Source organism: Paraburkholderia sp. RAU6.4a, assembly GCF_050435625.1.
GTDB lineage: Bacteria > Pseudomonadota > Gammaproteobacteria > Burkholderiales > Burkholderiaceae > Paraburkholderia > Paraburkholderia tuberum.
On sequence record NZ_JBNDKQ010000002.1, the window covers coordinates 1,115,190 to 1,139,972 of the forward strand.

The 24,783-nt window shown below is 65.3% G+C and carries 17 protein-coding genes and 2 pseudogenes; 5 read left to right on the forward strand and 14 right to left on the reverse strand.

Translation table 11 applies throughout. From position 1 onward, the window contains the following. The first annotated feature begins 290 nt into the window (after positions 1–290). The gene (locus OKW40_RS09820; RefSeq protein WP_184022229.1) at positions 291–755 is read left to right on the forward strand and encodes a rhodanese-like domain-containing protein; all 465 of its coding nucleotides are present in this window, start codon (positions 291–293) and stop codon (positions 753–755) included. Between the two features lie 310 nt (positions 756–1,065). Here the strand turns inward: OKW40_RS09820 and OKW40_RS09825 are convergent. The 5 genes and pseudogenes from OKW40_RS09825 to OKW40_RS09845 all read right to left on the reverse strand — a co-directional run. After that, a pseudogene (locus OKW40_RS09825) lies at positions 1,066–2,014 on the reverse strand (glycoside hydrolase domain-containing protein); the annotation flags it as partial. A gap of 13 nt (positions 2,015–2,027) precedes the next feature. After that, a complete protein-coding gene (locus OKW40_RS09830) occupies positions 2,028–2,873 on the reverse strand; it encodes a competence/damage-inducible protein A (RefSeq protein WP_184063872.1) in 846 nt (281 codons plus the stop codon). A gap of 19 nt (positions 2,874–2,892) precedes the next feature. Further along, the gene (locus OKW40_RS09835; protein ID WP_184048089.1) at positions 2,893–3,726 is read right to left on the reverse strand and encodes an EI24 domain-containing protein; all 834 of its coding nucleotides are present in this window, start codon (positions 3,724–3,726) and stop codon (positions 2,893–2,895) included. A gap of 197 nt (positions 3,727–3,923) precedes the next feature. Next, positions 3,924–4,922: a sterol desaturase family protein gene (locus OKW40_RS09840; RefSeq protein ID WP_429489499.1), complete on the reverse strand. Its 999-nt coding sequence runs from the start codon at positions 4,920–4,922 to the stop codon at positions 3,924–3,926. A gap of 90 nt (positions 4,923–5,012) precedes the next feature. Next, positions 5,013–6,032 carry a beta-propeller fold lactonase family protein gene (locus OKW40_RS09845; RefSeq protein WP_184063866.1) on the reverse strand — a complete coding sequence of 340 codons (1,020 nt, stop codon included), beginning with the start codon at positions 6,030–6,032 and terminating at the stop codon, positions 5,013–5,015. A 594-nt stretch (positions 6,033–6,626) separates the two neighbouring features. Here OKW40_RS09845 and OKW40_RS09850 point away from each other — a divergent pair. Then, on the forward strand, positions 6,627–9,137 hold the full coding sequence (locus tag OKW40_RS09850; RefSeq protein ID WP_429489501.1) for a YadA family autotransporter adhesin: 2,511 nt from the start codon (positions 6,627–6,629) through the stop codon (positions 9,135–9,137). Between the two features lie 149 nt (positions 9,138–9,286). On the opposite strand, the gene hrpA is transcribed toward OKW40_RS09850, so the two are convergent. Next, a complete protein-coding gene (gene hrpA / locus OKW40_RS09855) occupies positions 9,287–13,708 on the reverse strand; it encodes an ATP-dependent RNA helicase HrpA (RefSeq protein WP_429489503.1) in 4,422 nt (1,473 codons plus the stop codon). Between the two features lie 23 nt (positions 13,709–13,731). On the opposite strand from hrpA, the gene argA reads away from it, so the two are divergent. The 3 genes from argA to proP all read left to right on the forward strand — a co-directional run bounded on the left by argA (position 13,732) and on the right by proP (position 17,679). Beyond that, complete coding sequence (argA, locus tag OKW40_RS09860) at positions 13,732–15,120, forward strand: amino-acid N-acetyltransferase (RefSeq protein ID WP_090800877.1); 1,389 nt, start codon at positions 13,732–13,734, stop codon at positions 15,118–15,120. A gap of 74 nt (positions 15,121–15,194) precedes the next feature. Beyond that, positions 15,195–15,467 (forward strand): oxidative damage protection protein, encoded by a 273-nt coding sequence (locus tag OKW40_RS09865; RefSeq protein ID WP_026225286.1) that lies wholly within the window; start codon positions 15,195–15,197, stop codon positions 15,465–15,467. A gap of 742 nt (positions 15,468–16,209) precedes the next feature. Continuing rightward, entirely contained in the window at positions 16,210–17,679 is a 1,470-nt protein-coding gene (gene proP, locus OKW40_RS09870; RefSeq protein WP_090800879.1) for a glycine betaine/L-proline transporter ProP, read from the forward strand. A gap of 66 nt (positions 17,680–17,745) precedes the next feature. Here proP and OKW40_RS09875 read toward each other — a convergent pair whose 3' ends face one another. From OKW40_RS09875 to OKW40_RS09910, 8 genes and pseudogenes are all read right to left on the reverse strand, one after another. Then, entirely contained in the window at positions 17,746–18,234 is a 489-nt protein-coding gene (locus tag OKW40_RS09875; protein WP_429489505.1) for a metallophosphoesterase family protein, read from the reverse strand. Between the two features lie 8 nt (positions 18,235–18,242). Beyond that, complete coding sequence (locus OKW40_RS09880; protein WP_429489507.1) at positions 18,243–19,049, reverse strand: hypothetical protein; 807 nt, start codon at positions 19,047–19,049, stop codon at positions 18,243–18,245. Positions 19,050–19,051: 2 nt separating this feature from the next. Next, positions 19,052–19,627, reverse strand: coding sequence for a TMEM175 family protein (locus OKW40_RS09885; RefSeq protein WP_090800882.1), 576 nt, complete (start codon positions 19,625–19,627; stop codon positions 19,052–19,054). A gap of 144 nt (positions 19,628–19,771) precedes the next feature. Next, a complete protein-coding gene (locus tag OKW40_RS09890) occupies positions 19,772–20,125 on the reverse strand; it encodes a cupin domain-containing protein (RefSeq protein ID WP_429489508.1) in 354 nt (117 codons plus the stop codon). Positions 20,126–20,153: 28 nt separating this feature from the next. Continuing rightward, positions 20,154–21,551, reverse strand: a complete 1,398-nt coding sequence (locus tag OKW40_RS09895) for an FAD-containing oxidoreductase (protein WP_429489510.1) — start codon at positions 21,549–21,551, stop codon at positions 20,154–20,156. A 169-nt stretch (positions 21,552–21,720) separates the two neighbouring features. After that, the gene (locus OKW40_RS09900) at positions 21,721–21,909 is read right to left on the reverse strand and encodes a hypothetical protein (protein ID WP_184063847.1); all 189 of its coding nucleotides are present in this window, start codon (positions 21,907–21,909) and stop codon (positions 21,721–21,723) included. Positions 21,910–22,045: 136 nt separating this feature from the next. Further along, positions 22,046–24,361, reverse strand: coding sequence for a putative bifunctional diguanylate cyclase/phosphodiesterase (locus OKW40_RS09905; protein WP_429355793.1), 2,316 nt, complete (start codon positions 24,359–24,361; stop codon positions 22,046–22,048). A gap of 209 nt (positions 24,362–24,570) precedes the next feature. After that, positions 24,571–24,723, reverse strand: a pseudogene (locus OKW40_RS09910) (SH3 domain-containing protein); the annotation flags it as partial. Between the last annotated feature and the right edge of the window lie 60 nt (positions 24,724–24,783).

Consider the following 24,783-nt stretch of genomic DNA (forward strand, 5'->3'; position numbering starts at 1 on the left):
GGCAAATCCGGCGCACACCATTACGCCGCTTACGTTTGCCGGCCACGCACGAGGCGCGAGCAGACTCGCAAACAAACGTGTGGGCATTGCAACGCACCAATTTCGCGCATTCACCGCTTTGGAAACGACGGCCCCTACCATTGTGGTGCATTCAGCAGGAAATGCACCATATTTGCGCATCGAGGTTGGGACGGCGCCCGCGACTGCCCGGCGCCGTCCAGTCTACACAGGTCTGTGCGCTGCCTGCAGCGCGCTAGAATGATCATTTGGTCCGAAGGAGATTGACGCTCATGAGCACGCTCGAACAGCTTTACGCGAAGGCGGACGCCCGCCGCACCGAGAACCAACTGCCCTACGCGGGCGCGGTATCGCCGGCCGAGGCGTTCGAACTGCTGGAACTCGATCCGCGCACGCGTCTCGTCGACGTGCGTACCCGCGCCGAGCTCGACTGGGTCGGCCGGCCGGTGATCGGTGATGGCCAATACGCGCATGTCGAATGGACGCGCTATCCGGGCGCGGTGCCCAATCAGGAGTTCGTGCAGCAACTCGCGCAGGTCGCCTCGCCCGACACGCCGGTGCTGTTCCTGTGCCGCAGCGCCGCGCGCTCGAAGCTCGCCGCGATCGCCGCGACCCAGGCCGGCTTCACGAAGGCGTATGACCTGCTGGAAGGCTTCGAAGGCGACAAGGACGGCCAGGGGCATCGGAAGACGGTGTCGGGATGGTGTTTTCGCGGCTTGCCGTGGATCGGAGCCTGATGGCGCGTGGCGCACTGCCCGCATCTGCGGAAGCCCGTGGCGCGGCGCTGAAGCACGCCGATTGAAACGGTTCGCGCCGACCACGCATTGATTGCATCGTCGGCGCGGGTTGTGACACTGCGATGTCGCGGTTCGCGCCAACCTGACCCTCAGGCGCGGACCGCTTGTTTCGTCGAGCGCCGCGCGCGCGGCGCTCCATTGTGTTCAGGGCGCGGCCGAAATCCCGAACACGTGCAGCTTGCCCGCGCTGACCTGTTTCGGCAGCGTGACGCTCGCCACGAGCTCGCCCGGCGGCATCGCGATGGTCTGCCCCACCGCCATCGCTCGCCCAGTTATATAGCCATGGCACCTCGAAGGTCGGTTCGTCGCCCATATAGAAATTGGGCAGACTCATCCCCGCGTTCAACACCGTAAAGAACGCGTTCAGGCGCGACACCGCCGCCGTGTTGCCGCCCAGTTGCGCAAACGGTCCGACCGGGGTTGAACGGCACCATCCACATGTACTGCCCGGCATTGCCTTCGACGTAGTTGTCGGTGCTGCTCTGCGTCTGCGCAATCCAGCTTCCGTCCGAGTTGCGCGCGGCGATCAGAGGCGGCGGCAGCGACGTGTTGAGCAGGTTCTGCCAATAGGCCGAGCGGCTCAGCAGCATCTTCTGGATCGTTGAATTGCCCAGTTGGCCGGCAAACTGCGAAATGGCGAAATCGCTGCTCGCGTATTCGAGCGTCGACGATGCCTGCCCCCATTCGCCATTCGTGATGTAGCCGAACTGCAGATAACTGGCGCGGCCGCCGTTCGTGGTCACGCCATTGCACGCCGTTCCGGGAACGTTGGCCATCTTGATCATGTGCTTCAGCGCGCCCGAGGTATCGAACGCTCGCGCGCCGAATGCATAGGCGCCCGCCACGATCAGCGAGCCGGCGTCGCCGGGCATCACGCCATCCTCGACGTTGTCGTTGACCCAATGCGGAATCGCGCCGCACTGATCCGCATCGTTGACTAGCGACTGCGCCATATCGCTGGTTTCCTGAGGAAACAGCGTGGCTTTGAGCGCAATCAGCGAGCGATAGATGTCCCAGCCCGAAAAGCTGGTGTACTGCGCCGCGTGGCCCGCGCTAACCGTACGGACCTGCTGGTCGAAGCCGATATATTGGCCGTTGGAATCGCTGAATACGCTCGGCGCCCACAGCGCGTGATAGAACGCCGTATAAAACTTCGTCAGCGCAGTCGTGTCCTGACTACTTACCTGAATCGTATTGAGGGCCCGCTCAGCTTCACGGCTTACCCGTGGCCGCTGCCGAAGCCGCTGCCGCCGCTTCAGGCTCGACGATATCGCCACCGAGCAGATGCACCCCCTCTCGCAGCTTCACGAACGCCGCGGCGACGGCTTCCGGTTCACCCTTCACACCCAGATCGATGTGATGCCGCGCATACACGCCGCCGCGCTCCGCATCCCCGACGCTCGGCAGGCTGAACACCCGCACGCCCGGAAAATCGCGCTCGATTTTCTCCATCAGCGGCGTCACGCGCGACTCCGGCAACTCGAACACCAGCAGCGATTTTTCAGCGTGCGGCGTCGTGTGATGCAGATGCGCGTACCGCGTGTCGAGCACCCACTCGATCATCGGCCAGGCCATCACCGGGAAACCCGGCACGAAATGGTGTTGGCGGATCGAAAAGCCCGGAATCTTGTTGTAACCGTTCGGAATGATGTCGGCGCCCTGCGGGTACGTGCCCATATTCAGGCGATGCCGGTTCTCGGGCGAGTTCAGATCGAGCGGCGCCGGCGAGTTCGCCGGATACATGTCGCGGATACGCTCCTGAATCAGCTTCGCGGCTTCCGGATGCAGCTCGAGCGGCACGCCGAGCGCGGCCGCCGCGCACTGGCGCGTGTGGTCGTCCGGTGTCGCACCGATACCGCCCGTCGAGAACACGATGTCGCCCGACGCGAACGTGCGCCGCAGCGTCGCCGTGATGCGCTCCGGATCGTCGCCGATGTACTCCGCCCAGCCGAGCGACAGCCCGCGCCCGCGGAGCAACTCGATGACCTTCGGCAGATGCTTGTCGACGCGTCTGCCCGAGAGGATTTCATCGCCGATGATGATGACGCCAAATGCCATTGCCGCCTCTTTCGTTTGATCAATAGGGAACCGGCGCGACCTCGCGCGCGCCACCAGGCGCTTCCGCCCGCATGCGCTGCAGCGCGCGCAGGCAGTAGTTGCCGAACCATAGCGCCGAGAACACGAGGATGAACGCGTAAATCCAGATCGTCACCGTCGTGATCACCGGGAACAGCACAATCAGCCATACCGACGACGCCCACAGCAACGTCGGCAGCGAACCTAGCAGGCCGCTCACGATACCGATCAGCAGCAACGGCAGCCGGTGGCGCCGCACCAGTTCGCGCCGCTCGTCGCGCGTCGCATGCAACGAGAGCGCGTCGTAGGTCATCACGCGATACGTGAGCCATCCCCACAGCAGCGGCGGAATCAACGCGAAGAACGGCGGCACGAGCCACAGCGGCAACGTGACGATCAGCAGCGCCAGACACAGCAGCGTGGTCCAGAGCGCCTGACCGAGGCTACCGTACCACGTTCCGCCGTGGCGCATCTCCAGCCCGGCGAACTGGCGGGCCGCGAGAAAGCGGATCACGGCCGGCATCGACAGCATGGCGATCAGCAGCAGCACCGTGACGACGATCAGCGGGATCGCCATCGCAATCACGATGAACGGCGCGATGACCGCGTGCAGCGTCGAAAAACCGAGCACGTCGAACAGATGATAAAGCGTGGCGGTGAAAGACCAGTCGTCGAGCCAGGTGCGGGTCGCGCCGGTCAGCGTCTGCCAGAAGAACCACAGGAGTACGCCCCAGCCGACCGTCGCGACGATAAACGGTTTGAAGGTCAGCCAGAGCATGCGCGGATGCAACGCGCTTGCGAGTGCGCGCCCAAACGAGCGCAACAGATCATTCATGCGAGCCAGTGCCTGCGAACGAAACGATGGACGGGAGAATCGCGCCGCGCCCGGGCCAGGCATGCTGGGGCACTGGAGGGTGCGCTCGAACGTGCACAGCATAAACCAAGGAACGCGCCGCCGGCGGAAGCGAGCAGCGCGGCGGAGTGCGCGCTCGAATGGATCCGCAATGGACTCAGAACGGACTCTGGACCGACTCAAACGGCAGCGGTGTCGTTGCCGGGTGCGCGGCGCTTCGATACGAGGCGATGCGCGATGCGCACGAAGGCGAACCAGTGCTGCTCCCAGAATCCATCGCCATAGCGGCGGCCTTCGAGCTGATCGCTGATACCGGTCGGCTCCATATCGCGGCTCCACGACACGCTGCGGAACAACATGTCCCACCACGGGAACAGCACGCCGAAATTGCAACCGTAATTGAGCCCTTCGTGACCGTACCCGATCGCGTGGTGACGGCGGTGGAACGCCGGGCTGACGAGCAGCCGCTCGCCGAGCCAGCCGTAAGACAGGCGGATGTTCGCGTGCTGCACGCTTTGCGCGAGATTCGTGATCGCAACCAGCACGACGAACTGCGACGGCGGCACACCGATTGCGAGCGCGATCATCGCGAAGAACGACGCCTGCAGCAGATCGTCGAGCAGATGGTTGCGATCGTCGGACCACAGCGACATCTGCCGCTGACTATGGTGTACCGCATGCAGCTCCCACCACACGCCGACGCGGTGCTGCCAGCGGTGATACCAGTAGCCGGCGAAATCGAGTACGAGCAGATACATGACGAACGTGACGAGCGGCTGCGTGGTCACGCCGGGCCACAGGTTGTCGAAGTTCAGGTTCGCGATGCCGTGCAGCCGCAGCCAGCCTTGCACGTTGTCGAAGAACGGTTGCAGCGCGAAGAAAAAGAACAGGTTCAGAATGCCGAGCTTGGCGATCCACGTGTACAGCACGTCGACGCGCACGGCCTTGCGGTTCTCCCATTGCTCGACCGGGCGCAGCGCCTCGAGCGGACGCAGGATCGCGTACATCGCGAGCACCTCGAGCACACCGACGATGACCCAGTACAGGCTGTCGTAGGTGTCCTCGTCGTAGTCCATCAGATCGAACCGGAACAGCAGCGGCTGCACCACGTCGACGTACAGCCACGTCTGCGCGGCTGAAACGAAGCTGTCGAGTGAGGAGAAAATCAGATGGAACATGATGCTGGCCTGTTACTTCATCCTTGGTGGCTCGTGGCGTCCTGGCTCTGCCCTGTTGCCCTCAGGCACTGTCGGGCGCCCTCAGGCCCCTCAAGCGCCGTTCGGCGCCGTCACCGGCGCGCGGTCGAAGAAATAGATGCCGTGCGGCGAGCGGCCCACCGCAATGGTCTGGATCAGCTTGCGCGTGTTGAGATCGATGATGCCAACATGCTTCGCGAAGCGGAAGGTCACCCACAGATAGCGTTTGTCGGCGGAAAGTTCCATATCGTCCGGTCCCGGCATCAGGCCGGTGATGTCGCCGACGTTGGTGAGCGTGTCTTCGTCGATGATGCTGATCGTGCTAGCGACGCGGTTCGACACCGCGACATGCTTGCCGTCGGCGAGCGAGCGGAAATTGTGAGCGCCCTTGCCCGTGTGAATCGTCTTGACGACCTTCTGGTTGCGCCAGTCCACCACGGCGACGCAGTCCTCGCCGGTCATGCCGACGAGCAGGTACTTTTCCCCCGGCGTCATCCACAGACCCGCGGGCACCTTGCCGACCTTCATCTTCCATTTGACGGTTTGCGTGGGCAGGTCGATGGCGGCGAGCTCGCCCGAGATCTGCAGCGAGACGAACACCGTCTTGCTGTCATTCGAGAACGCCATGTGGCTCGGCATCACCGCGAGCGGCAGCCGTGAAGCCAGCGTCATCTGGTTTTTCTGGTTGTCGTAGTGATAGATGTCGAGTCGATCGAGCCGCAGTCCCGTAGTGACGAGCCACTTGCGATCAGGCGAAAAACCGATCTGATAGGGATCTTCGATGTTCTCGACCCAGCGCTGTAACTGCCCCGTTTTCGGATCGACGAACATCAGGCTGTTCGACACCGAATTGGCGACGATCAGCGAGGAATTGTCCGGCGTGGCCATCAGGTGATGCGGTTCCTTGCCCGTGGGCACGGTGCCGATGACCTGATGGCTGTTCTCGTCGATCAGGCTCAGCGTGGCCTCGCCGGAATTGAGCACGATCACGTTATTGGCGTGCGCCGCTGGAGAAAAAAAGCCTGCGGCGGCGACCAGCACCGCGGTCGCGGCGAACGTGGCACTCAAGCCGGGAAGAAAAAATTGACGCATGAAAACTCGCTTCGGAAAACAACGGTCATTGTAGAACGTTTGCCGGTCCGGGCGGTTGACGTAAGTCACTGGCGACGACCGAAAAATGACGGGTGCGATGAAGCGCGGCCGCGTGCGGGAGGTTTCGTCTGCCACGTCCGGTTTGATGCTCGCGCCGCGGGTTTTCGAGTGAGGAATCAATGTGCTCTCCCTGTCAGGGTCAATCATGCATCAGCCACACGTTAAAATCGCGCAAATGATTAGCGGGAGCAATAAGAATACTCCTCTTTCCTTATCAATAAAAATCTAGCCGTATTAATATATTTTTTAGCCCGATTGAATTTCGGAGTTTGCTGATATCTGAATTGCACGCGGACATCGGAGAATTCTCCATACGCGCCGCCCCGGTAGCGCCTCCCCCATGAATCCCGAGCGTACATCGCCGGGCTGACGCGCGCTCGGCCAAATAACGCAAGCCTTACCAATGACCGGCGTTTTTGTATTTTCAATATTTTCAAACCCACCAGGCAATAACTTCACGTCAAAGTCGGAATACGCGCTGCGTGCCACTAACTACGTGCCACTAACTACAATAATGCGGAGGATTTTTAATTGATGAACAAGAATATTTCGATAATTCGCCATACCACGTCTCAAATAAAAGTCGCAGCGCCGCGAACTGCCTGCCTGCAAACACACCGTGCTTCCGCGCGCCAGAAAAGCATCGCACGGGCGGTTCGAAGTACCGCGGGTGTTGCAATAGCGGCGGCGGCCCTTTACGTCACGGAAGCGACAGGCGCCGGCGTCGATTCCGTCGAGGTAGGCACGGCCAGCGCGCCCGGCGACATCGCGGTCGCGATAGGCGCACAGGCCACCGCAAGCGGCGACTCATCGCTGGCGGTCGGCTCGCAGGCGAACGCGCAAAACGACGGCACGATCGCGTTAGGGGCGAACGCCACGGCGCAGGGCGACAGCGCCGTCGCCATGGGCCTCTCCTCTTCCGCACAAGGCGAAGGCGCGAGCGCCTTCGGGCCTTATGCGAATGCGCAAGCGGAACGCGCGACCGCGCTCGGTCTGAACGCGTCGGCGCTTGGCGTCGACTCGGTCGCAGCGGGCTCCGGTTCAATAGCGGCGGACTCGGCCGCCTCCGCGTTTGGCTCCCTATCCACGGCAACCGGCGTCGGATCGACCGCGCTCGGCTATGTCGCGCAGGCCGGAGGCGCCAACTCGCTCGCCGCCGGAGCATGGGCCTCGGCGCTCGCGGACTCGAGCGTCGCGCTTGGCAGTAATGCCGTCGTCAGCGGCGTCGGCGCCATCGCCCTCGGCGTTGCCGCGCAGGCACGCGGCGCCTACGCCAGCGCAATCGGCTTCGGCGCAACGGCCGCGGGAGCCGGCGCGATCGCGCTCGGCAGCAACGCAAACGCGAGCGCCGACAATAGCGTCGCGCTAGGCGCCAACGCCAGCACCACGACGGACCTGTCGCAAAGCGCGTTTGTGCCCGTGGGAACGGGCGCCACCCCGATCGCGGCCTCCAGCGCGACGGGCGAAGTCTCGCTCGGCTCGGCGAACAACGAGCGTCGCCTGACCAACGTCGCCGCGGGCGCCGCGCCCACCGACGCGGTCAACGTGAGCCAGTTGAGCGCGGTCGACAACAAGGTCGATGCACTCGCTCAAAGCAGCGCGCTGCATTACTTCAGCGCTGCTGACCCGGCCGACGGCTCCAACGAGGCGCTCGCAGACGGCACGCACGCGCTTGCCGCGGGCAGCAACGCCAGCGCTATGGGCAGCAACGCAACCGCATTCGGCACCAGCGCCAGCGCCAGCGCAACCGACTCGACCGCGATCGGCGCGGGCGCCGTCGCCGGCACGGCCGACGCGACCTCGCTGGGCGCGTCAGCGTCGGCCTACGGCTCCGGTGCGACGGCGCTCGGCTCCAACGCCACGGCGAACGGCGCCGGCGCCCTCGCGCTCGGCTCCGGTGCCAGCGCAGCCGCCGACAACGCACTTTCGCTCGGATCTAACTCGAGCGCGCTAGTTGCAAACTCCGTCGCGCTCGGCCAGGGCTCGATCGCCGATCGCGCGGGTACCGTGTCGGTCGGTTCAACGGGCAACGAGCGCCAGATCACCAACGTCGCGGCTGGCACCGCCGACACCGATGCGGTCAACGTCGCCCAGCTGAAAGCGGTGAGCGACCAGAGCATCGCGACCGCAGCGAAGCTCGACGGCGCGGTCATGTACGACACGAACGCCGACGGCAGCATCAACCGGAACAGCGTTACGCTCGGCGGCGATACCACGGAGGGCACCGTCATCCACAACGTCGCGGACGGCGTACAGGCGTCCGACGCGGTCAACCTCGGTCAGCTGAACGCGGCGCTCGAAGGCGCGATCAATAACGCGACGATCGGCACGGCCGACGCGTTGTTCAGCGCGGCAGGCGATAGCGCGACTGAGAGCGCGCAGGCGTCCGGCGCGCACGCGATTGCGGCCGGGGCGAACGCGCGGGCGAGCGGCGTCAACACGGTCGCCGAGGGTGCGAACGCAGAGGCGGCCGGCACGAACGCGATTGCCGTCGGAGCGAATGCACAAGCAAGCGGCGCCAACGCGGCAAGCATCGGAGCGAACGCCATCGCCAGCGGCAACAACGCGACGGCGGTCGGTGCCGCAGCCAGCGCGAGCGCCGACAACTCGGTGGCGTTAGGCCAGGGCTCCGTCGCCGACCGAGCGAACACGGTATCGGTTGGCGCGGCGGGCCAGGAACGCCAGATCGCCAACGTCGCGGCCGGCGTGCGAGGCACCGACGCGGTCAACGTCAATCAGTTGCAGCAAAGCGTGAGCGGCGCGATCAGCGCGTCGAATCGCTATACCGACGACCAGATCCGCTCCGCCCGTCGGGACAGCTACGGGGGCACGGCATCGGCGCTCGCGATGGCAGCTTTGCCGCAAGCGGTGCTGCCGGGACACGGCATGGTCGCCATGGCGGGTGGCACGTACGGCGGTCAATCTGCGCTCGCAATCAGCGTGTCGCAGTTGTCGGACACCGGCAAATGGATCTACAAGGTCCAAGGCAGCACCGACTCTCGCCGACAGTTCGGCGCATCGATCGGCGCGGGGATGCATTGGTGAAATCAGCTCGAGTGAACGTATCGGACCGAGTCCGGCCGCGACGGCGCTCAGAGGACGCTCGGTGTACCCCGCGCGCACCGGTGCGCGGGCCCGCTCATCGGCCGCGGTGCACACCCAGTGTCCAGCGTCCGCGAGCGAGCGCCCTGGCTTTAGCGCTGCATCGACTCCCACACCTTGTGCAGGCGCTTCACCGAAACCGGCATCGGGGTGCGCAACTCCTGCGCAAACAGCGAGATGCGCAATTCTTCGAGGAGCCAGCGGAATTCCGCAAGCCGCGGATCCACGACGCCGCCGCGCTGCGACACCGCGCGCTGATAGTGCTGCAGCAGCGGCTGGAATTCGGCGAACTGGCGCGCGTCGCGTATGGCGTCCGCGCGCAGCTTGTCGATACGCAGCGCCATCCCCTTCAGATAACGCGGGAAATGTGCGAGTTGGGCATACGGCGTATCGACGACAAAACGCTTGCCGATCAGCGCATCGAGCTGATTCTGCAGATCGGTGTACGCGGCCACGAATGGCTTCGCCTGCAGGAGCTTCTTCGTCAGGCTCGCGTATTCGCCAAGAATCTGACCGACCAGCCGCGAAATTTCCTGCGCGAGCAACGTGAGGCGGCTACGCCCTTCGTCGCGGCGGACATGGAAGCTCGCATCGTCGTCGGGCAGCGGATCCTGCAGACACGCGCGGTCGAGTGCGGTGTCGATCAGCTGATCGCGCAGTTCCTCCTGCGTGCCGCGCGGCATGAACTGCATGGCCATTTCGCGCAGGCCGGGCAGATTCTTCTCCAGATACTTGATCGGCTCCTTCAACTGCAGCGCGAAGAGCCGACGCAAGCCCGCCCGATGAATCCGCGCGGCTTCTTCCGGCGAATCGAACACCTCGACGTCGCAATGGGTGCCACGGTCCACGAGCGCCGGGTAGCCAAACAGCGTCTGACCACCACGGCGAATTTCGAGCAACTCGGGCAACTTGCCGAAATTCCACGTGGTCAGGTTTTCATACAGCGCGGTGGCTGGTGCGCCTTCGGGTGTCGCGGGTTGCGGCGCGGCCGCGCCCTTGCCGCGCGACGCGCCACTCTGAGCCAAATCTGGAGAGCGTGCAGGTGCCGCAACACCGCCGCCGCCCGCGTCGGCCAAGGCGGCGCCCGCCGCGCCCGAAACGAGCTTCTGGAAATGCTGCTGCGCCTGAGCGCCGAGCTCGGCGCGCAGTTGCGACAAATTGCGCCCCATCGCGAGCTGCCGGCCATGTTCGTCGATGACCTTGAAGTTCATGAACAGATGCGCGGGCAGCGTCTCGAGCTTGAAGTCGGACTGCTTCATCGTGACCTGGGTCTGCTCGCGCAGGTCGGCGATCAGCGCCTCGAGCAAGCCTCCTCCTCCGAAGCGCTGTGCGCCGTGCCGTTCGGCGAAGCCCGCCGCGTACTCGGGGAGCGGCACGCAATGCCGACGCAGCTTTTGCGGCAGCGACTTCAGCAGCAACTGCGCCTTTTCTTTCAGCATCCCGGGCACGAGCCACTCACAGCGGCGCGCGTCGACCTGGTTCAGCGCGTACAGCGGTACTGCGAGCGTCACGCCGTCGCGCGGCGTGCCCGGCTCGAAGTGGTAGGTCAGCGCCATCTCGATGCCCGCCATCGTCAGCCGCTTAGGGAACAGATCCGTCGTGACACCCGCCGCCTCGTGCCGCATCAGATCGTCTCGGGACAAATACAACAGCTGCAGCTTGTCCTCCGCCTGGCCGCTCTTTTCGACCTCGTCGCGATACCAGCGCTCGAACGCGGCGCCGGTATGGATGCCGTCCGGCAGCGCCTGATTGTAGAACGCGTAGATCAATTCGTCGTCGACCAACACGTCCTGGCGGCGCGACTTGTGCTCGAGCTGCTCGATGTCGGCGAGCAGCTTGCGGTTGTGCGCGAAGAACGCAAGCTTCGTGTCGAACTCGCCTTCGACGAGCGCACCGCGAATGAACAGCTCGCGCGCCCGCGCCGGGTCCTGCTTGCCGAATGCAACGCGCCGCCGGTGATAGATCGGCAGGCCGTACAGCATCGCGCGCTCGAACGCGGACACCTGCGCCGCGCGCTTTTCCCAATGCGGCTCGGACAACGACTTCTTGAGCAGATGCGCGCCGACGTTCTCGACCCACTCCGGCTCGATTTTCGCGATACAGCGCGCGTACAGACGGCTCGTTTCAACGAGCTCGGCGGCCATCACCCACTTGCCTGCTTTTTTCACGAGCGCCGAGCCGGGCCACAAGTAGAACTTGATGCCGCGCGCGCCGAGGTAGTACGGCTCGTCGTCGGCTTTCAGGCCGATGTTGCCGAGCAGACCGGTCAGCAGCGCCAGATGGATCTGCTCGAATGTTGCCTCCGCTTCGTTCAGCCGCCAGCCGTGCTCGCGCACCACCGTCAGCAGCTGCGAGTGGACGTCGCGCCATTCGCGCAGCCGCAGTTGCGACAGGAAGTTCTTGCGGCACTCGTCCTGCAGCTGCCGGTTCGATTTCTTGTGCGCGATCGCTTCGTCGAACCAGTTCCAGATCTTCAGCCACTGCAGGAATTCGGAGCGCTCGTCGGCGAACCGGCGATGCGCCTGGTCCGCCTGCTCCTGCGCTTCGATCGGGCGATCGCGCGGGTCCTGCACGGACAGCGCACTCGCGATGATCAGCACTTCCTTCAGCGCCTGCTGGTCGCGCGCGGCGAGGATCATGCGGCCAACGCGCGGATCGAGCGGCAGTCGGGCGAGTTCGCGGCCGAGCGGCGTCAGGTGGGTGTCGTCGTCGACGGCGCCGAGCTCGTTGAGCAACTGGTAGCCATCGGAAATCGCACGGCCCGGCGGCGGTTCGATAAACGGGAAGGTTTCGATCGCCGTCAGATGCAGCGACTTCATGCGCAGAATCACCGAAGCAAGCGACGAGCGCAGAATTTCTGGATCGGTGAAGCGCGCGCGGCCCTGGAAGTCGCTGTCCTCATACAGACGAATGCAGATGCCATCGGCGACCCGGCCGCAACGCCCCGCGCGCTGGTTCGCGGCGGCCTGCGAAATCGACTCGACCTGCAACTGCTCGACCTTGTTGCGATACGAGTAGCGCTTCACGCGCGCAAGGCCGGTGTCGACCACGTAACGGATGCCGGGTACCGTCAGCGAAGTTTCGGCGACGTTGGTCGCGAGCACGATGCGGCGCGCGTTCGACGCGCGGAACACGCGCTCCTGCTCGGCGGCCGAGAGCCGCGCGAACAGCGGCAGGATCTCCGTGTGGGGCGGATGATGTTTGCGCAGCGCCTCGGCGGCGTCGCGAATCTCGCGCTCGCCGGGCAGGAACACCAGTACGTCGCCGGGGCCTTCGCGGCACAGTTCGTCGACGGCGTCGACGATCGCCTCCATCAGATCACGATCAGTCTCGCGCTGCGTCTTCGGGCGCTCGCGGCCAGACGAGGTTGCACCCGAGGTCCCTTGCGCCGCCTTGACCGCCGGGCTGTCCTCGACGACCGGACGGTAACGTACCTCGACCGGATACATCCGGCCGCTCACTTCGATCACCGGCGCGGGTTTGTCGTCGCTGCCGAAATGACGCGCAAAACGGTCGGCGTCGATCGTCGCCGAGGTGACGATCAGCTTCAGGTCGGGACGCTTGGGAAGAATCTCCTTCAGGTAGCCGAGCAGAAAATCGATGTTGAGGCTGCGCTCGTGTGCTTCATCGATGATCAGCGTGTCGTAGGCATTCAGCAGCGGATCGGTCTGCGTTTCCGCAAGCAGAATGCCGTCGGTCATCAGCTTGACCGATGCGCCCGGCGCGAGGTTGTCGTTGAAGCGCACCTTGTATCCGACCACTTCGCCGAACGGCGTGCCGAGTTCCTCGGCGATACGGCGCCCGGTCGCCGACGCGGCGATCCGGCGCGGCTGCGTATGGCCGATCAGACCATTGCCGCCGGCACCGAAACCACGGCCAAGCGCGAGGCAGATTTTCGGCAACTGCGTGGTCTTGCCCGAGCCGGTTTCGCCCGACACGATCACGACCTGATTCTCCGCGATCGCCCGCGCGATCTCGTCGCGACGACCGGAGACAGGAAGCGCTTCGGGGAACGTGACCGGTGGAATCGGATTCGGCTCGACGACCCGCGACGGCCGCGCTTCGCGCGGCGCGCGAGGTTGTTCCTTGCGCGGCTCGCCCGATTGTTTGTCGCGCGATCCGTGACGTTGCTCGCCTCGGGTCGATCCGCGTTGTTGCTCGCTACGCGGCCCGCGATCTCCCTGTTCGTTGCGAGACGCACGACGCTGTTCAACACGAGGCGTGTCCGAGCGCGCGTCGCGGATTTCATTGCGCTGCTCGCTTTGCCGCGCATCACCTCCCTCGTCGCGAGCCTGCTTGCCATGCTCACCGCGAGGCGCGGCCGAAGGCGTATTGCGGCTCCCTTCAGGCGGCACCTTTCGCGCAGACGCGCCCGCCCCCCGACGCGCGTCACGCGCCTGATCGGGTTTCGCATCCTGCGCTGGCCGGCGCATCGTGTCGCCGGGGTTGGCCGGCTCGCCGGCCGACGCCGGTTTCTCGTTCGCCCCAGCGGGACTTTTGGGTACATTCGACATGGGGGCGCATTATAATCCCCGGCATGAATTCCCAAACCGACCTCGTCCCCGCGCCCGCGAGCGTCCCGGCCCCCGCCGACTCGCCGGAAACCCTCGCCCAGCACGCGCAATTCGTCGACTGGATGCGTTCCGTCGCCCCGTATATCCACGCGTTCCGAAACAAGACATTCGTCGTGGGTTTCGGCGGCGAAGTGGTGCATCAGGGGCTGCTGAATGCGCTCGTGTCCGACATCGCGCTGCTGCAGGCAATGGGCATCCAGATCGTGCTCGTGCATGGCTCGCGCCCGCAGGTCGAGGAGCAGATGAGCCTGCACGGCGTCGAATCGGAGTTTTCACACGGCATGCGCATCACCGACGCGCGCGCGCTCGAGTCCGCGAAGGAGGCGGCCGGCGAAGTGCGTCTCGACATCGAAGCCGCGATCAGCCAGGGTCTGCCGAACACGCCAATGGCGCACGCGCACATCAGCGTCGTATCGGGCAACTTCGTGACGGCGCGCCCCGTCGGCATTCTGGACGGCGTCGACTTCCAGCACACGGGCCTCGTGCGCAAGATCGACGCGGATTCGATCCGACACTCGCTTGCGAGCCGCAAGCTCGTGCTGCTGTCGCCGCTCGGCTTCTCGCCCACCGGTGAGGCATTCAATCTGTCGATGGAAGACGTGGCCTCGGCCGCGGCGATCGCGCTGCGCGCCGACAAGATCGTGTTCCTGACCGAAACGCCGGGCCTGATGGAAACCGGCGAAAGCGGCACCGAGCTGATCCGCGAACTGTCGCTCGACGACGCCTACAAGCTGCACGAAAGCGGCGAAGTGACTGGCGACGCCGCGTTCTACCTGAAGCATTCGATCCGCGGCTGCCGCGGCGGCGTGCCGCGTGCGCACATCATCCCGTACGCGCTCGACGGCAGCCTGCTGCTCGAACTGTTCCTGCACGATGGCGTCGGCACGATGATTTCGTACGAGAACCTCGAAAGCCTGCGCGAAGCAACGCCGGACGACGTCGGCGGCATTCTCGCCCTGATCGAGCCGCTCGAAACAGACGGCACGCTGGTACGGCGCGGCCGTCACCAGATCGAACGCGATATCGACCATTTCTCGGTAATCGAGCACGACGGCGTGCTGTTCGGCTGCGCGGCGCTGTATCCGTATCCGCAGGAGCGCATCGGCGAAATGGCGTGCCTGACCGTCGCGCCCGAAGCTCAAGGCACCGGCGACGGCGAGCGCCTGCTCAAGCGCATCGAACAGCGCGCGCGGGCACGCGGCCTCACGCGCATTTTCGTGCTCACCACGCGCACCGAACACTGGTTCCTGAAGCGCGGCTTCGTCAAGGTTACGGTCGACGACTTGCCCGAAGACCGCCGCCGACTCTATAACTGGCAGCGCAAATCGCTCGTGCTGATGAAACAGCTTTGAGTACTTCGTGATCGCCCCCATCTGATCCGAACCGGCGTCTGCCCGCCCCACATCGATTACAGGAGAAGCACAGCATGACTCGTATGGTTCAATGCGCGAAGCTCGGCAAGGAAGCCGAAGGCCTCGATTTCCCGCCGCTGCCGGGCGAACTCGGCAAGCGGATCTACGAAAGTATCTCGAAGGAAGCCTGGCAGAGCTGGTTGAAGCAGCAGACCATGTTGATCAACGAAAACCGCCTGAACATGGCCGATCCGCGCGCGCGGCAGTATCTGATGAAGCAGACCGAAAAGTTCTTCTTCGGCGAAGGCGCGGATACCGCGTCGGGCTACGTGCCGCCGTCGGCCTGAGCTTGCCTCGTCGAGGACGACACGACACAACGCGTCGCCCAACCCGAGCAAACACACGCCTGAAAGTCCGCGCCGCAAGCGCGGATTTTTTTCGCACCAACATCGGCCGCGCATCGCGCCCGCCGCTCGCGTCGTCTTCGCCTCAAAAAGCGCTCGCCAATGTTCTAAGCGGTCCGTTTTTCAGGGCCGTTCCGACCCCGCCAGATCTCCCGTCCCGCAACGGATCGAGTCCCATTGGCGGCCCTGCCTCGCACTGCCGATTTGCATGATCCTCTGGCATCGTGCTAACATGTGCCCTCGTTTCAGCCGCAATTCACCTTCATTCGTGTTCTTTCAAGTTGGTTCATCGTGTGTTTTTCCGCGCACGCGCCATCCTGAATTGAACTGTTTTTAAACAAGAAGGCTCGTCGGTCGTTTCCCCGCCTAAAGCGGAAAATTCAAGACCGGCCTTTTTCGTTTCAAGCCTTCAGTGGCGCATGGGTCAGTTTCCCGCCAGCCCCGCGTCCCTCATGCATCTGCCCCCCTTCCACGGCCACGCAGGTGCAACAGTCAGCACAATCTAGTCGAGTGTTTTTTCGCGAACTTACCGCGAGGCACGGGCGTTTGCTTCTTTTCGCCATCCGTTGCGCCGCCGGATAACCGGTGCCGCGAATAGTCTCACCTTGCTCACGAAATTACACTTCCCAGCAAAACCGTGGCGGAACGCATCACGAGTTTCGTCGCAGTCATTGGAGTTTCAACCTTGACCGCTTCCAGCAACGGCTTCTGGCGACATCACAAACCGGAACAGCGTCTTTCCCTCGACGACATCACCGTCGTCGATCACTCCCTCCTGAAACGGGCCGTCGGCGCCATGGCGCTCGGCAACGCGATGGAATGGTTCGATTTCGGCGTGTACAGCTACATCGCCGTCACGCTCGGCAAGGTGTTCTTCCCCTCGTCGAGCCCATCGGCGCAACTCATTGCGACCTTCGGCACGTTTGCCGCGGCGTTTCTCGTGCGGCCGATCGGCGGCATGGTATTCGGGCCGCTCGGTGACCGCATCGGCCGTCAGCGCGTGCTGGCAATGACGATGATCATGATGGCCGCGGGCACCTTCGCGATCGGCCTGATCCCCAACTACGCGACGATCGGCATTCTCGCGCCGGCGCTGTTGCTGCTTGCGCGCCTCGTGCAGGGCTTCTCGACCGGCGGCGAATACGGCGGCGCCGCGACCTTCATCGCCGAATTCTCGACCGACAAGCGCCGCGGCTTCATGGGCAGCTTTCTCGAGTTCGGCACGCTGATCGGCTACGTGCTCGGCGCGGGCACGGTCGCGCTGCTGACGGCGACGCTGTCGAATGACGCGCTGCTGTCCTGGGGCTGGCGCGTACCGTTCCTGATCGCCGGACCGCTCGGCCTGGTGGGTCTGTACATCCGCATGAAGCTCGAGGAAACGCCCGCGTTCAAGAAACAGGCCGAAGAGCGCGAAGCCGAGGACCGCGCGCTGCCCAGCCAGTCGTTGCGCCAGCTGCTCGTGCAGCAGTGGAAGCCGCTGCTGCTGTGTGTCGGCCTCGTGCTGATTTTCAACGTGACCGACTATATGGCGCTCTCGTATCTGCCGAGCTATCTGTCCGCCACGCTGCACTTCAACGAAACGCACGGTCTATTCCTCGTGCTGCTCGTGATGATCCTGATGATGCCGATGACGCTCGCCGCCGGCCGTCTGTCCGATGCGATCGGCCGCAAGCCCGTGATGCTGCTCGGCTGCGTTGGTCTGTTCGCGCTGTCGATTCCCGCGCTGCTGCTGATTCGGATGGGCACGGTGCTGCCCGTGTTCGGCGGTCTGATGATTCTCGGCGTGCTGCTGTCGTGCTTCACCGGGGTGATGCCGTCGGCGCTGCCGGCGCTGTTCCCGACCCGGATCCGCTACGGCGCGCTCGCGATCGGCTTCAATATCTCGGTGTCGCTGTTCGGCGGAACGACGCCGCTCGTGACCGCATGGCTCGTCGACCGGACCGGCAATCTGATGATGCCCGCGTACTACCTGATGGGCGCATCGCTGATCGGCATCGTGTCGGTACTCGCGCTGCGCGAAACCGCGCGCAAGCCGCTGCTCGGCTCAGGTCCGTGCGTCGCGACGCGCGCTGAAGCGCACGCGGTGCTGCGCGGTGAGCGCGAGGCCGAGGAGATGGATGAACGGTTCGCGGCGGCTGCGACCGCGCGTGCCTGACCTGCGCAGTCATCACGTCAGGCGTAGTTTCTGAAGCGGGCCGGCGACATTCGCCGGCCCGTTTTTTTACGTCAACAGCGAATCGAACGTCGCGCCAACCTGCGCGCCTTCGACGGTCAGCGTGCCCGCGCACACCGGCAGCTTGAAGCGCCGCGGCCCCGCGCTGCCAGGATTGACGTACAGCACGCCGTCGCGCTCGGCGATCGACGGCTTGTGCGAGTGGCCGCTCACCACGACGCGAATGCCATCGTGCTGCGGCACGCAGCCCAGCTCGGCGATGTCGTGCACGACCAGAATCGTCACCTGCTGGATCGTCAGCCGCGCATGCGTCGGTAGAGACGCGGCCCAGTCACCGGTATCGTTGTTGCCGCGCACCGCGGTCAGCGGCGCGATCCGCGCGAGCGCGTCGAGCACGTCCGGGTTGCAGATATCGCCCGCGTGAATGATCGCGTCGCAGCCGTCGAGATAGCGCAACGCTTCGGGACGCACGAGGTTGTGCGTATCCGAGATGAGCCCGATGCGGGTAGCGGTCGAAGGTGAGCGATGTGAAGCCATGCGCAGTCTCACTCGGTCTGCGGCTGCGCCAACTCTCGCGCCGCCGCCTGGGCACGGCGCTGCCCAGCCAGCATGCGCCGTGTCAACCCCTGCACGACGACCGACACCACCGCCGCGCACGCAAACCCCGTCGCCACACCGTAGTGCGGCAGCAGCATCGCCGTCACCGCGAAGAACGCCGCGAACGAGCCGCGCCCGACCACCATGCCGCGCATCAAGAGCGCCACGAAGTCCGCGCCATGCGCACGCTGCGCCGACACCGCGAGCACGATGCCGAGCAGCGGGAACACCGACACCACGCCACTCCACGCCGCGCCCATCGATGCCGAGGCAGCCGTCACCGCGAGCGTCAGCAAGGCGCCCGCGAGCATCCGCACGGCCAGATCCGCGCGCCCAACGCGCGCCGCCGGCACATGGCCCGTCGCGCGCGGCAAGCAGCTCTGCGACACCGCGACGGCCACGCACGCCGCCGCCAGCGCCCACCCAAGCGAGCCGGGCATCCGCACGATCAGCAGTCCCGCGCCGAGCCAGCCGGCCATGCCCGCGACCAGTGCGAGCGGCCAGTCGAAGCGTCGGCAGCTCCATCCATAAGCAAGATTGAATGCCTCGGATGCGGCGATCGCCCCAACCGACGCCGCCGACGCCTGCGCCGCGAACGCCGGCCCGCGCTCGACTGCGAGCAGCAGCATGATCGGTCCGGCGACGACCGGCAGTCCCGCGAGCCATCCCGCGACCGACGGCCCCCAGACGCGCGCGGCCGCCGTCAGCGCGGCGAGAAAGGCCGGCACCAGCACGAGCTTCAGCGCGAGCAGCATGCTCAGGCCTCCAGCACGTGTTCGATGCGACGGTCCGGTACGAACCACCACGCGGCGGCGAGCGCGTACAGCACGGCCGACGCCCACGGCACGACGAACGCGAGCCCGATGCCGGTCAGGTAAATGACGACGGAGACCTTGCCCTTGAAGTCGTTGCCGAGCGCCTTGGCCAGCGTCGAGTCGTGTCCATGCTGCGAAATCAGCGTGCGCGTCAGGATGAAATACGCGATCGCCGCCATGAACAGCACGATGCCGTACATCGCGGTCGGCCACGCGGCCAGATGGTTTTCGCCGACCCAGTGCGTCACGGCCGGCAAGAGGGATAGCCAGAACAGCAGATGCAGGTTCGCCCACAACACCTTGCCGTTGACCTTCTGCACCGCATGGAACATGTGATGGTGATTGTTCCAGTAAATGCCGACGTAGACGAAGCTCAGCACGTATGCGCAGAACACCGGTACGACCGGGCGCAGCGCCGCGAGATCGTGGCCATCGGGCACCTTCAGCTCGAGCACCATGATCGTGATGATGATGGCGATTACGCCATCGCTGAAGGCTTCGACGCGTCCCTTGCCCATGCGAGTCCCGAAGATCAATGCGGTGGGGCGCACAGCCCGCCTTCGCCTTGCGCGCGGGCCGCGCCGCTGCCGATTATCGGTGATGGTGTGAGGATTTGTCGATGCGCGAGAGCCGGACGCGCGGATGGCTCGATCCGCCGCGGCTCACGGGTAATGGACGGCGAGCCACACGCTCGGCTCGGTGTCGCTCGTCCATGCGACGCGGTGGCGGCAATGCGCCTCGATCAGCACGTGATCGCCGGGCTTCATCCGATGCGGCTCGGGGTCGCCGTCGAATTCCAGCATCGCCGCGCCGGTGAGCAGCACGACCCATTCGGCGCGCGGGCTGTCGTACCAGAAGCCGGGCGGACTCGCCTGCCCGGTCGAGACGATCCGCTCGATCGTCACGCCGCCCCGCTCGACGAGCGCGTCGACCTGCTCCTCGGGCGTCGTCCCCAACTGCGCGACGAGGTCGAACAGATTGCCGCTGTTACGTGCGGGTTTGAGCGAGCTTGTCATCAGCGTGTCGCGCCAGCGTCAAGGCAGTTCATTGCATCGGCTTGAGCCCATCGAGCAGCGTCGGCACCAGTTCGCTGATGGTCGGATGCACGTGCATCGCGTATTGCAAAGTCGGATACGGCGCGCCTGCCGTCATGATGTCGACGAACGTATGGATCGCCTCGTCGCCCTCGATGCCGTGAATTGCCGCGCCGAGTATCTGTTTGCTGTTCGCATCGACGAGCGCCTTCATGAAGCCGTCGGTCTCGCCACGCTCGCGCGCACGGCCCACGCGCGACATCGGCATCGTCGCGATCAGCGCTTCGCGGCCGCTGTTGCGCACCTCCTCCTCCGACATGCCGACGCGCGCGAGCGGCGGATCGACGAACACCGCATACGTCATGATCCGCGTGTCGACGCTGCGCGCGCCGCCGCCGAGCAGGTTCGCCGCGACGATCTGGTAGTCGTCGTAGGACGTATGCGTGAACGCGCCCCGGCCGTTCACGTCGCCGATCGCCCAAACGCCCGGCACGCTGGTGCGCAACTGGCCGTCGACGATGATCGTGCCGTGCCGGTCGGTCTCGATGCCGGCGACGTCGAGGCCGAGATCGTCGGTATTCGGCCGGCGGCCGGTGGCCAACAGCAGGTGCGACGCCTCCATGGCCGGGATGTTCTGCTCGAAGCCGATGCACACGTCGTTCGCGTGATGCGCATGCGGCTCGACGCGCGTCGGCTGCACGCCGAAATGAAACTCGACGCCCTCGCGCGCGAGCACCTTCTGCACCGACTCCGCGAAATCGGCATCCTCGCGGTTCAACACGCGCTCGCCGCGCACCAGCACACTGACGCGGCTCCCGAAGCGGCGAAACACCTGCGCGAATTCGAGCGCGATATAACTGCCGCCGACGATCACCAGATGATCCGGCAACGCGGTCAGTTCGAGCAGCGTCGAGTTCGTGTAGTACGGAATCCGCTGGATGCCTTCGAGCGGCGGCACGACGGCGCGCGTGCCGGTGTTGATGAAGATTTCGAACGCGCTGAGCTCGTTCAGCAATTCCCCGTCGCGCCCGCAGATAGCGAGCGTGCGCGCGCCGGTGAAGCGCGCGTGGCCGTTGAACACCGTGATGTTTTCCGTGCCGCGCAGCCATTTTTCGACGCCGCTGCGCGACTCTCCGATGATCCGGTCCTTGCGCGCCTTCACGGCCGCCAGATCGACGCCGACCGAGCCCACCTGCACGCCGAGCTCCGCCGCATGGCGCGCCACGTGCGCCGCGCGGGCGCTCGCCACATAGGATTTGGTCGGCGTGCAGCCGACGTTCACGCAAGTGCCGCCGAACTCCGCGCGTTCGATCACCGCGGTGCGGCGCCCGCTTTGAGCGAGGCGCACGGCGAGCGGCGAACCGCCTTGTCCGGTACCGATCACGACTGCGTCGAAGTGCTGTGGCATGGCAACTCTCCCCGGCTGGGTGCAGGTCGTAGCATCTTACGCTTAGTGCCACGCGCTGCCATGTCATGTCTGGTTGTGCGGGCGCTTTGGCGACGGCCCGTCTTCCCACGCGCCGCGCGCGAGGCGGCGCCAATCAGTTGGGATTACTGCGTATGCTGCGCGGGAAATCTCAGGCGTGGCAATGAACCGCGCAAATCAACTCGCGCGAACGTTGCAGTGCGGCCTGCGCGCCGCGCGCCGCGAACACCCAGCCGACCTGGCCGAGATTGAAGTCCTGCGACACCATCACCTGCATCAGCGCGACCATCGGCAGTACGACCGCTGGCCGGTAAAACTGGTTTCTGATCAACTCTGACATGACGACCCCCAAACGCGGGGCGCCGCTTCGGCACCGCGCACCAATAATGTTTCGATGGGGCAATTTTAGGGAGTGCGTCGCCGCCGATAAATAGCGGCAACGCGAAGTCACTTGTTCGGCAATCTGAACAATCGCGTCAGGACGCCTTCGCCATGCCGATCAGCTGCGCGTCGTACAGCGTGCGCGCATACGCGCTCGCGCCGACCGGCCGGCTGTACAGGTAGCCCTGCTGCTTGTCGCAATCGATCGCGCGCAGGAACGCCGCCTGCTCGACGGTCTCGACGCCCTCGGCGGTGACGTTCATGCCGAGCGAGTGCGCCATCGCGACGACCGCCTGGGTGATCGCGACCGAATCGCGATGATCGGGCAGCCCCGCGACGAACGAGCGGTCGATCTTCAGGTTATGCAGCGGAAAGCGCTTCAGGTACGACAGCGACGAATAACCGGTGCCGAAATCGTCGACCGAGACGCGCACGCCCATTGCGTTCAGCGCGCTCAGCATCGGCAGCACGGTATCGCTGTCGCTCATCAGCAACCGCTCGGTGATCTCGAGTTCGAGCGCGGCCGGTTCGAGCCCGGACTGCGCAAGAGAACGTTCGATGCGCTCGAGCAGCCCGTCGTTGAACTGCCGCGGCGACAGATTGACCGCGACGACCAGATGCGGCGCGAGCGAGCGCCGCCACTGCGCGACCTGCTGGCAGGCGTGCTCGAGCACCCAGTCGCCGATCTCGACGATCAGCCCGGCATCCTCGGCGACCGGAATGAATTCGCCCGGCGACACGTTGCCGAGCTCGCTGTTGTACCAGCGCAGCAGTGCTTCCGCACCGATCGTGCGGCCGCTCTGGCTATCGACGATCGGCTGGTACACGAGGCTCAGCTCGTTGGCCGCGAGCGCGCGCCGCAGCGACTGTTCGATCGTGAAACGCCGCTGCAGATGCTGGTTCAGCTCGGCGGTGAAGAACTGGAAGTTGTTGCGGCCGCGCTGCTTCGCGTGATACATCGCCGAATCGGCGTTGCGCATCAGCGTCGCGACGTCCTGGCCGTCTTCGGGAAACAGGCTGATGCCGATCGACGCGCCCAGGTAGTACTCGTTGCCCGCCACCGCGAACGGCACCGCGATCATGTCCAGAATGCGGTGCGCGAGGCCGATCAGCTCGCCGGTATTGCCGTACGCACTGGCGACGATCACGAACTCGTCGCCGCCGACGCGCGCCAGCGTGTCGCCGCACCCGACGCAGGCCGACAGCCGTTCGGCGACGCTGCACAGCAAGGCGTCGCCGGCTTCGTGACCGGCGGTGTCGTTGACCTTCTTGAAGCTGTCGAGATCGACGAACAGCACGGCGACGCTGGTGAGCTCGCCGTCATGGTCGCCGGCGGCGCACGGCGCGAACAGGTCGCGCATCCGCTCGGTCAGGTAGGCGCGGTTGTAGAGGCCGGTCAGCGAATCGCGCGTGGCGAGGTACTTCAGCTGGCGCTGCGCCTCGCGCACCGGCCCGATGTCGGAAAACGAAATCAGCACGGAGTCCGGCTCGCTGTCGCCGGGCCGCAGGATCGGCACGACGTTCTGCGTGATCCACACGACCTCGCCGCCGATCAGTTCGAGGCCGACCGTCACGCCGAGCATCGGCTTGCCGGTCGCAAAGACCTGCGAGACCGGACGGTTGACTTCGCCGATGACCGAGCCGTCCTCGCCGAACGCGCGTGTCATCACGGTCCGCATGCTGCTGCCGACGACCTCCGGTGTCACGTGCAGCATGCGCTGCGCACTCGGATTGCAGGCGAGCACGATGCCGGTGCGCGACTGCACGACGATGCCCTCGCTGAGATGATCGACGACCAGCCGGTGACGCTCCTCGCTATGCGCGAGGCGCTGCGCCATCGCGTCCTGATGGACTGCGAGGCCGACGCTGCCGCCGATGTCGCGCAGCATCGCCTCTTCCTCGGGGGTCGGACAGCGGGTGGCGCGGTAGTAAACGGCGAACGCGCCGAGCACGATGCCCGCGTCGTTTTCGAAGGGCACGGACCAGCATGCGCGCAAGCCGTGCGGCAACGCGAAATCGCGGAAGTTTTCCCACAGCGGATCGGATTCGATGTCGTCGACGATCACCAGACGCCGCTCGAACATCGCCGTGCCGCACGAGCCGACGCGCGGACCGATCGCCGCGCCCTCGATCGCGGCGCTGTACGCGGGCGGCAGCGACGGCGCGCCGCCGACGCGCACATGCACGCCGTCCGGGTCGAGCAGCAGGATCGAGCAGCACGCGCCGTCGCCGAGCAGCGCCTCGGCGCGACGGCAGACTTCGTCGAGCAGTTCGGGCAGCGGCGTGTTGCGGGTGATCAGCCGCAACACGCCGCGCTCGGACGCGAGTACCTCCTCGGCCCGTTCCGGCCGATAGCGGGCGCCCTCCGGCGCGGCTGTCGTCGTGCCACGTGATGTTGCTTCGCAAATCATAGTTGCGCCCCCCAACCCAACATCGGCAAGTTAGTGTACGCGGCACACCGGGGTTTACGCTAAGTCCAGCGTGAAAATCTGCCATGCATCGCGTGCGGACGGCTCCGGTGTGGCGTGCCAGCATCGGTTGATGCCGGTACGACGGGCGACGGCAGTGCGGGCGCCGTCTGTTCGTGGCCCGCAGGCGCCGCGGCGGCTCGACGCTGGGCCGGCAGTTGCGCGACGACCGGGTAGTCGGCCGCAGGGCCCGCGCGCAGGTTGGACCCGCTGTTCGTATAGGCCTGTGACTGCGCGCTGGCCGCGCCGGGTAAAGTCAGAAGGCCCGCTGCCATGCAAAGACCGATCACGAGTCGTCGTTGCATTCGTTCTCCCTCTTTCGATGGCCGCCTTTGACCACGCCGGCCCAAGTGCCCCCACTTCCA

Excerpts from the sequence above, each read along its gene's own strand:
- OKW40_RS09820 (WP_184022229.1), top strand. The coding sequence starts at position 291 with ATGAGCACGCTCGAACAGCTTTACGCGAAGGCGGACGCCCGCCGCACC.
- OKW40_RS09830 (WP_184063872.1), bottom strand. The coding sequence starts at position 2,873 with ATGGCATTTGGCGTCATCATCATCGGCGATGAAATCCTCTCGGGCAGA.
- OKW40_RS09835 (WP_184048089.1), bottom strand. The coding sequence starts at position 3,726 with ATGAATGATCTGTTGCGCTCGTTTGGGCGCGCACTCGCAAGCGCGTTG.
- OKW40_RS09840 (WP_429489499.1), bottom strand. The coding sequence starts at position 4,922 with ATGTTCCATCTGATTTTCTCCTCACTCGACAGCTTCGTTTCAGCCGCG.
- OKW40_RS09845 (WP_184063866.1), bottom strand. The coding sequence starts at position 6,032 with ATGCGTCAATTTTTTCTTCCCGGCTTGAGTGCCACGTTCGCCGCGACC.
- OKW40_RS09850 (WP_429489501.1), top strand. The coding sequence starts at position 6,627 with ATGAACAAGAATATTTCGATAATTCGCCATACCACGTCTCAAATAAAA.
- hrpA (WP_429489503.1), bottom strand. The coding sequence starts at position 13,708 with ATGTCGAATGTACCCAAAAGTCCCGCTGGGGCGAACGAGAAACCGGCG.
- argA (WP_090800877.1), top strand. The coding sequence starts at position 13,732 with ATGAATTCCCAAACCGACCTCGTCCCCGCGCCCGCGAGCGTCCCGGCC.
- OKW40_RS09865 (WP_026225286.1), top strand. The coding sequence starts at position 15,195 with ATGACTCGTATGGTTCAATGCGCGAAGCTCGGCAAGGAAGCCGAAGGC.
- OKW40_RS09875 (WP_429489505.1), bottom strand. The coding sequence starts at position 18,234 with ATGGCTTCACATCGCTCACCTTCGACCGCTACCCGCATCGGGCTCATC.
- OKW40_RS09880 (WP_429489507.1), bottom strand. The coding sequence starts at position 19,049 with ATGCTGCTCGCGCTGAAGCTCGTGCTGGTGCCGGCCTTTCTCGCCGCG.
- OKW40_RS09885 (WP_090800882.1), bottom strand. The coding sequence starts at position 19,627 with ATGGGCAAGGGACGCGTCGAAGCCTTCAGCGATGGCGTAATCGCCATC.
- OKW40_RS09890 (WP_429489508.1), bottom strand. The coding sequence starts at position 20,125 with ATGACAAGCTCGCTCAAACCCGCACGTAACAGCGGCAATCTGTTCGAC.
- OKW40_RS09895 (WP_429489510.1), bottom strand. The coding sequence starts at position 21,551 with ATGCCACAGCACTTCGACGCAGTCGTGATCGGTACCGGACAAGGCGGT.
- OKW40_RS09900 (WP_184063847.1), bottom strand. The coding sequence starts at position 21,909 with ATGTCAGAGTTGATCAGAAACCAGTTTTACCGGCCAGCGGTCGTACTG.
- OKW40_RS09905 (WP_429355793.1), bottom strand. The coding sequence starts at position 24,361 with ATGATTTGCGAAGCAACATCACGTGGCACGACGACAGCCGCGCCGGAG.